Here is a 7,062-nt window from a genome sequence, read left to right on the forward strand (position 1 = left end):
GTCTTCCACCGTGTGGTGGTCATCGATATGGGTGTCGCCGCTGGCTTCGACCTCGAGGTCGAACATGCCATGGCGGGCGATCTGGTCCAGCATGTGGTCGAGGAACGGCACGCCGGACGCCAGTTTCTGGCGGCCGGTGCCATCGAGATTCAGCGAAACGCGAATTTGCGTTTCCGAAGTATTGCGGGTGACCTCTGCAACACGCATGGTGTTAATCCTGCAACGCCGCCTGGAAGGCAGCGAGAAATTGCGCGTTCTCTTCGGGAGTGCTGACCGTGACGCGCAGACAGTTGGCCAGCAATGGGTGCATTTTACCCACGTTCTTGATCAAAACCTTGCGCGCGAGCACCCCGTCGAACACACGGGCGGAATCGTCGACGCGCACCAGCAGGAAATTGGCGGCGCTCGGGTAGACCGTCACGCCCGGCAAGGCAGCCAGGGCGCTGGCCACGGTGGCGCGCTCGGCGCGCAGTTGTGCAGCCTGCTGGTCCAGCACGTCGACATGCTCCAGCACGAACAGCGCGGTGGCTTCGGTCAGCACATTGACGTTGTACGGCGGGCGCACCTTGTCGATCTGCGAGAGCCAGGCCGGCGCGCCGGCCAGGTAGCCCAGCCGGATGCCGGCCAGGCCCAGCTTGGACACGGTACGCATCACCAGCAGGTTGCCGAACTCGGCCAGGCGCGGCATCCAGGTGTCCTGGGCGAATGGCTGATAGGCCTCGTCGACCACCACCAGGCTCTGGCAGGCCTCGCCCTGGGCGGCGCGCACGATGGCTTCCATGTCATCCGCATCGAACAGGTTGCCGGTGGGATTGTTGGGGTAGGCCAGGTAAATGATGGTCGGCTGGTGCTCTGCCATGGCCGCGAGCATGGCAGCCCGGTCAAGCGTGAAATCCGCCTTGAGCGGCACGCCGACGAATTCCAGCCCGGCAAACTGGGCGGACATGGCGTACATGACGAAGCCCGGCACCGGTGCCAGCACCTTGGCGCCCGGCTTGGCGGCGGCCAGCGACAACATGCTGATGATCTCGTCCGAGCCGTTGCCCAGCAGCACGTCCATGCCCGCGGGCACGTCCATGACCATCTTCAGGCGCGCGCGCAGCACTTCGCTGCTCGGCACCGGATAACGGTTCAGCGCCACCTCGGCCAGCCGCGCGGCCAGCTTGGCGCGCAGGGCGTCGGGCAGCTGGTAGGGGTTCTCCATCGCGTCCAGCTTCACCAGACCGTGCGAATCCGGCACATGGTAGGCGCCCATGGCGCGTACGTCGTCACGGATGATGCGTTCGATCAGGGAAGTTTGCACTACGGACATTGGATTACCTCTTTGGTCGGTGGTTGTCGGTGCTGATTGCTGCAATCCGGCCGGGCGCCGAAAAAACCGGAACCCGGCCGCTATGCCTCAGTTACGCCTGAGGCGATACTCGGCGCTGCGGGCGTGGGCCTGCAAACCCTCGCCGTAGGCCAGCTCGGCGGCGATCTGGCCCAGCATCTGGGCGCCCTGCTCGCTCACTTCGATCAGGCTGGAGCGCTTCTGGAAGTCGTACACGCCCAGCGGCGACGAGAAACGCGCGGTGCGCGAGGTCGGCAGCACGTGGTTGGGCCCGGCACAGTAGTCGCCCAGCGACTCGCTGGTATAGCGGCCCAGGAAGATCGCGCCGGCGTGGCGGATCTTCTCGGCCCAGTGGCGCGGGTTCTCGGCAGAAATCTCCAGGTGCTCCGGCGCGATCGCGTTGGCGATCTCGCAGGCCTCGTCCATGTCGCGTACCCGGATCAGCGCGCCGCGCCCGGACAGCGAAGCACGGATGACGTCGCGGCGAGGCATGGAGTCAAGCTGGCGGTGGATGCTTTCTTCCACCTGGGCCAGGTAATTCGAGTCCGGGCACAGCAGGATGGATTGCGCGAGCTCATCGTGCTCGGCCTGCGAGAACAGGTCCATCGCCACCCAGTCCGGATCGGTGGTGCCGTCGCAGATCACCAGGATCTCGGACGGGCCGGCGATCATGTCGATGCCGACGGTGCCGAACACGCGGCGCTTGGCCGCCGCCACGTAGGCGTTGCCCGGGCCGACGATCTTGTCGACCTGGGGCAGCGAGCCCGTGCCGTAAGCCAGCGCGCCAACCGCCTGCGCGCCGCCAATGGTGAACACGCGGTCCACGCCGGCGATCTGCGCCGCGGCCAGCACCAGTTCATTGCGCACGCCGCCCGGCGTAGGCACGACCATGATGACTTCCTTGACGCCGGCCACGCGCGCGGGGATGGCGTTCATCAGCACGGACGACGGATACGCCGCCTTGCCACCCGGCACATAGATGCCAACGCGGTCCAGCGGGGTCACCTTCTGTCCCAGCACGGTGCCGTCGGACTCGGTGTATTCCCAGCTGTGGCTGCCGCACTCGATCTTCTGCTTCTCGTGGTAGGCGCGCACGCGCGCCGCCGCGGTTTCCAGSGCRGCGCGGCGYTTGGGCTCGAGYTCGTCGAGCGCGGCYTCGAGCTTGGCCGGCGASAYYTCCAGCGCGSYCATGGMGCYGGCWTCGACGCGGTCGAARCGCTGCGTGTACTCYAGCACCGCGGCGTCGCCGCGTGCTTTCACATCGGCAAGGATCTGCGCCACGGCGCGATCGATGGCATCGTCTTCACCGGCTTCGAACGCCAGCACCTTGCGCAGCTCGGCGGCAAAGCCCTGCTCGGTCGAATCCAGCCGGCGGATTTCGAGGTTTTCCATAGAATTTTCGTTCATGACTCCATTCCCCAGGCTCTCTCGCGCGCGGCCTCAGGCCAGCGCGGCGGAGGCCCGTTCAAACGCGTCGAGAATCGGGGCAAGCCGCTCACGCTTGAGTTTGAGGGCAGCCTGGTTGACCACCAGGCGCGACGATATCTGCACGATCTCTTCCACTTCGACCAGGTTGTTGGCGCGCAAGGTCCCGCCGGTGCTGACCRGGTCGACGATGGCGTCGGCCAGGCCCACCAGCGGCCCGAGTTCCATCGAGCCGTACAGCTTGATCAGGTCCACGTGCACGCCCTTCTTGGCGAAGTGCTCGCGCGCGGTCTGCACATATTTGGTAGCCACGGCCAGCCGCGCGCCCTGGCGCACCGCGCTGGCGTAGTCGAAGCCCGCCGAGGTCGCAACCGACATGCGGCATTTGGCGATATTCAGGTCGATCGGCGCGTAGAGCCCGGCCATACCGTGTTCCATCAGCACGTCCTTGCCGGCCACGCCGAAGTCGGCCGCGCCGTATTGCACGTAGGTCGGCACATCGGAGGCGCGCACGATGATGACGCGCACGTCCGGATCGGAGGTGGGCAGGATCAGCTTGCGCGAGGTTTCCGGATCCTCGGTGACATGGATGCCGGCCGCCTCGAGCAGCGGCATGGTTTCGGTGAAGATCCGGCCCTTGGAGAGGGCCAGCGTCAACTGGGTCGGGGAGGGGCTCATCTGCGTCCTTTTATCTTTTCGTGCGCTCAGGCGATGCGGCGGATCTTGGCGCCCACGGCCGACAGCTTGTCTTCCATGCGGTCATAGCCACGGTCAAGGTGATAGATGCGGTCGATCACGGTTTCGCCCTCGGCCACCAGGCCGGCGATCACCAGGCTGGCGGAGGCGCGCAGGTCGGTCGCCATCACCTTGGCGCCCGACAGCCGGGGCACGCCGGTGACCACCGCGGTATTGCCTTCGACCGTGATGTCGGCACCCAGCCGGCTCAGCTCCTGCACGTGCATGAAGCGGTTCTCGAAGATCGTTTCGGTAATGCGGGCCACGCCGCCGGCCACACTGTTCAGCGCCATGAACTGCGCCTGCATGTCGGTCGGGAAAGCCGGGTATTCGGAGGTACGGAAGCTCACCGACTGCGGGCGCTGGGCCATCGTCAGGCGGATCCAGTCTTCGCCGGCCTCGATGGCGGCGCCGGCTTCGCGCAGCTTGTCGAGCACCGTGTCCAGGATGTGCGGCGACACGCCGCGCAGCACCACATCGCCCAGCGTCGCGGCGGCCGCGCACAGGAAGGTGCCGGCCTCGATGCGGTCGGCGATCACGGCATGGCTGGCGCCATGCAGGCGATCCACGCCCTGGATGACAAGACGGTCGGTGCCGATGCCCTCGATGCGAGCCCCCATCTTGACCAGCAGGTTGGCCAGGTCGGTCACTTCGGGCTCACGCGCGGCGTTCTCGAGCACGGTCTCGCCGTCGGCCAGCGTGGCGGCCATCAGCAGGTTCTCGGTGCCGGTCACGGTGATCATGTCGGTCACAACGCGCGCGCCCTTCAGGCGCTTGGCGCGAGCATGGATGAAGCMGTGCTCGATGCTGATCTCGGCGCCCATGGCCTGCAGGCCCTTGATGTGCTGGTCGACCGGGCGCGCGCCAATGGCGCAGCCGCCGGGCAACGATACGCGCGCTTCGCCAAAGCGTGCCACCAGCGGACCCAGCACCAGGATGGATGCGCGCATGGTCTTGACCAGCTCGTAGGGAGCCTCGGGCGAGTTGACTTCGGCGCCGTTGAGCGTCACGCGCGTGCCGTCCTGCTCGGCCTTCATGCCCATCTGGCGCAGCAGCTTGAGCGTGGTACCCACGTCCTGCAGCCTGGGAACGTTGTCGAGCGAGATGGTGTCGGCGCTAAGCAGCCCCGCGCACAGGATCGGCAGCGCGGCGTTCTTGGCGCCGGATACGCGGATCTCGCCTCGCAGCGGGCCATTGCCCTGGATCTCGAGTTTGTCCATGTTCTTTCAATTCCGGCCGGCCGCCCGCTGGCGTCCGGCATGTTTCATTACGGTCCGTGGCGGTGCGTCAAGGCGCGCCGCCGCAGCATCTGATACCCGTGGGCCGCCGCGCGCGTGGCGCGGACCCTGATTGTCATGTCCGGCCTGTCGGGCGGCCAGCTTGTTGGTCCGTATTTATTCGTGCGAGTCCGCCTTGTTCCGGCGCTTAGCTTACTGCTTGCCCTCGCCCGCCTGCGCCTGCCATTCGGCCGGCGTCAGCGTCTTCATCGACAGGGCGTGGATCTCGGCGCGCATGCGGTCGCCCAGCGCGGCATAGACCTGCTGGTGCCGCTGGATCAGGCGCTTGCCGTCAAACTGGGCGCTGACGATGGTGGCAAAGAAGTGCTGGCCGTCGCCCTCCACTTCCAGGTGTTCGCAGGACAGCCCTTGGGCGATGTAGTCACTGACTTGTTGGGGTGTAGGCAGCATGGTGGTCTTTTCGCGTTGATTCGCTTGCGGTTCCGGATCCAGATAGATGGGCTCTTGGCGTTCTGCTTTTTCTTGTGGGTAGCGTTCAGTGGCGCAGCTTGTAGCCGCTCTTGAGCAGCTGCAGCGCGACCGTGGCAAGCACCACGAAGGCCGTACCCACGACTGCGAGGCTGAAGGCCGGCGCCACGTCGGAGACGCCAAAAAAGCCATAGCGGAAGCCGTCGATCATGTAGAAGAACGGATTGGCGTGCGACACCGCCTGCCAGAAAGGAGGCAGCGAGTGGATCGAATAAAACACGCCGGACAAGAAGGTGGCCGGCATGATCAGGAAGTTCTGGAAGGCCGCGAGCTGGTCGAATTTCTCGGCCCAGATCCCGGCGATCAGCCCCAGCGTGCCAAGGATCGCCGCCCCCAGCACGGCAAACACCAGGATCCACGCAATGTTGGCGAAATGCAGGTTGGCGAACCAGGCCGTCACCAGCAACACGCCCAGGCCCACGGCCAGGCCGCGCACGATGGACGCCACCACATAGGCGCCGAACATTTCCCAGTGCGACAGCGGCGGCAGCATGATGAACACCAGGTTGCCGGTGATTTTGGACTGGATCAGCGACGACGAACTATTGGCGAAGGCGTTCTGCAGCACGCTCATCATCACCAGCCCCGGCACCAAGAACGCGGTATAGCTGATCTGGTCGTACACCTTCACCCGGTTCTCAAGCACGTGGCCGAAGATCAACAGGTACAGGATCGCGGTGAGCACCGGCGCCGCCACGGTCTGGAAGCTGACCTTCCAGAAACGCAGCACTTCCTTGTAGAGCAGCGTGCGAAAGCCTACCAGCCCTCCCACCGCCATCGGCGCAAGGTGGGTGTTGATGGCGTCTCGCGTAGCGTCGAATTCGGTCGGCATCTTCATGCTGCAGCCCCTATCGCCGTATCCGGCAGCGCGCCAGGCATATGGCCTTCGCGCCGCATGATCTGCACGAACACGTCCTCCAGGTCTGCCTTGTTGATTTCCATGTCTTCGATCTCGCAGCCGGCCTCGCGGCAGGCGGCCAGGATCGGCTCCACCGCCGGGTAGCCCGACAGCCGCAGCCGCACCGCGCGTTCGCCCGGGTTGGAGGAAGGCATGCGCAGCGGCTCAAGCGTGGCCGGCAAGGTACCACGGGAAAATGTCAGCGCCAGCTGCAGCCCGGCGAACTGGCTCAGCAGGTTGCTGGTGCGGTCCAGCGCCACCACCTCGCCGAACTTGAGCATGGCGATGCGGTCACACAGCGCCTCGGCCTCTTCCAGGTAGTGCGTGGTCAGGATGATGGTGTGGCCCTCGCGATTCAGGCGCGAAATGAACTTCCACAGCGTTTGGCGCAACTCCACGTCAACCCCGGCGGTGGGCTCGTCGAGCACGATGACCGGCGGCCGGTGCACCAGCGCCTGGGCCACCAGCACGCGGCGCTTCATGCCGCCGGAGAGCTGGCGCATGTTGGCGTCGGCCTTGTTGGTGAGATCGAGGTTGGCCATGATCTCGTCGATCCAGTCGTCATTGCGGGTCAGGCCGAAGTAGCCGGACTGCAGGCGCAGCGTCTCGCGCACCGTGAAGAAGGGATCGAAGACCAGTTCCTGCGGCACCACGCCCAACATGCGCCGCGCCAGCCGGTAATCGGCCACCACGTCGTGGCCGAGCACACTGACGCTGCCGGAATCGGCACGGTTCAGGCCCGCCAGGATGGAGATCAGCGTGGTCTTGCCTGCACCGTTGGGGCCGAGCAGGCCGAAGAATTCTCCTCGCTCGACGGTGAAGCTGACGCCCTTGAGCGCCTGCAGATTGCGGTAGCGCTTGCGAACGTCTTTGAGTTCGATGGCTTTCATGGCCGGATACTGTTTGGC

General features: G+C 65.7%; 7 protein-coding genes and 1 pseudogene. All 8 read right to left on the bottom strand.

Features of this window, described 5'->3' with window-relative positions:
• Positions 1 to 207: pseudogene (locus AC1DS3_RS32270) on the bottom strand (imidazoleglycerol-phosphate dehydratase); the annotation flags it as partial.
• Between the two features lie 4 nt (positions 208 to 211).
• Positions 212 to 1,312 carry a histidinol-phosphate transaminase gene (gene hisC / locus AC1DS3_RS32275; RefSeq protein WP_441637833.1) on the bottom strand — a complete coding sequence of 367 codons (1,101 nt, stop codon included), beginning with the start codon at positions 1,310 to 1,312 and terminating at the stop codon, positions 212 to 214.
• A gap of 87 nt (positions 1,313 to 1,399) precedes the next feature.
• Positions 1,400 to 2,737 carry a histidinol dehydrogenase gene (gene hisD / locus AC1DS3_RS32280; RefSeq protein ID WP_477128752.1) on the bottom strand — a complete coding sequence of 446 codons (1,338 nt, stop codon included), beginning with the start codon at positions 2,735 to 2,737 and terminating at the stop codon, positions 1,400 to 1,402.
• Positions 2,738 to 2,770: 33 nt separating this feature from the next.
• On the bottom strand, positions 2,771 to 3,433 hold the full coding sequence (gene hisG, locus AC1DS3_RS32285) for an ATP phosphoribosyltransferase (RefSeq protein ID WP_477128753.1): 663 nt from the start codon (positions 3,431 to 3,433) through the stop codon (positions 2,771 to 2,773).
• A 26-nt stretch (positions 3,434 to 3,459) separates the two neighbouring features.
• The gene (murA, locus tag AC1DS3_RS32290) at positions 3,460 to 4,710 is read right to left on the bottom strand and encodes a UDP-N-acetylglucosamine 1-carboxyvinyltransferase (RefSeq protein WP_477128754.1); all 1,251 of its coding nucleotides are present in this window, start codon (positions 4,708 to 4,710) and stop codon (positions 3,460 to 3,462) included.
• A gap of 210 nt (positions 4,711 to 4,920) precedes the next feature.
• Positions 4,921 to 5,178, bottom strand: a complete 258-nt coding sequence (locus tag AC1DS3_RS32295; RefSeq protein ID WP_043352389.1) for a BolA family protein — start codon at positions 5,176 to 5,178, stop codon at positions 4,921 to 4,923.
• A gap of 85 nt (positions 5,179 to 5,263) precedes the next feature.
• Positions 5,264 to 6,034 carry an ABC transporter permease gene (locus AC1DS3_RS32300; protein WP_416050396.1) on the bottom strand — a complete coding sequence of 257 codons (771 nt, stop codon included), beginning with the start codon at positions 6,032 to 6,034 and terminating at the stop codon, positions 5,264 to 5,266.
• Positions 6,035 to 6,090: 56 nt separating this feature from the next.
• Positions 6,091 to 7,044: an ABC transporter ATP-binding protein gene (locus tag AC1DS3_RS32305; RefSeq protein WP_441637839.1), complete on the bottom strand. Its 954-nt coding sequence runs from the start codon at positions 7,042 to 7,044 to the stop codon at positions 6,091 to 6,093.
• Positions 7,045 to 7,062: the final 18 nt, after the last annotated feature.

Source organism: Cupriavidus sp. 01L46, from assembly GCF_056399905.1.

Excerpts from the sequence above, each read along its gene's own strand:
- hisC (WP_441637833.1), bottom strand. The coding sequence starts at position 1,312 with ATGTCCGTAGTGCAAACTTCCCTGATCGAACGCATCATCCGTGACGAC.
- AC1DS3_RS32295 (WP_043352389.1), bottom strand. The coding sequence starts at position 5,178 with ATGCTGCCTACACCCCAACAAGTCAGTGACTACATCGCCCAAGGGCTG.
- AC1DS3_RS32300 (WP_416050396.1), bottom strand. The coding sequence starts at position 6,034 with ATGGCGGTGGGAGGGCTGGTAGGCTTTCGCACGCTGCTCTACAAGGAA.
- AC1DS3_RS32305 (WP_441637839.1), bottom strand. The coding sequence starts at position 7,044 with ATGAAAGCCATCGAACTCAAAGACGTTCGCAAGCGCTACCGCAATCTG.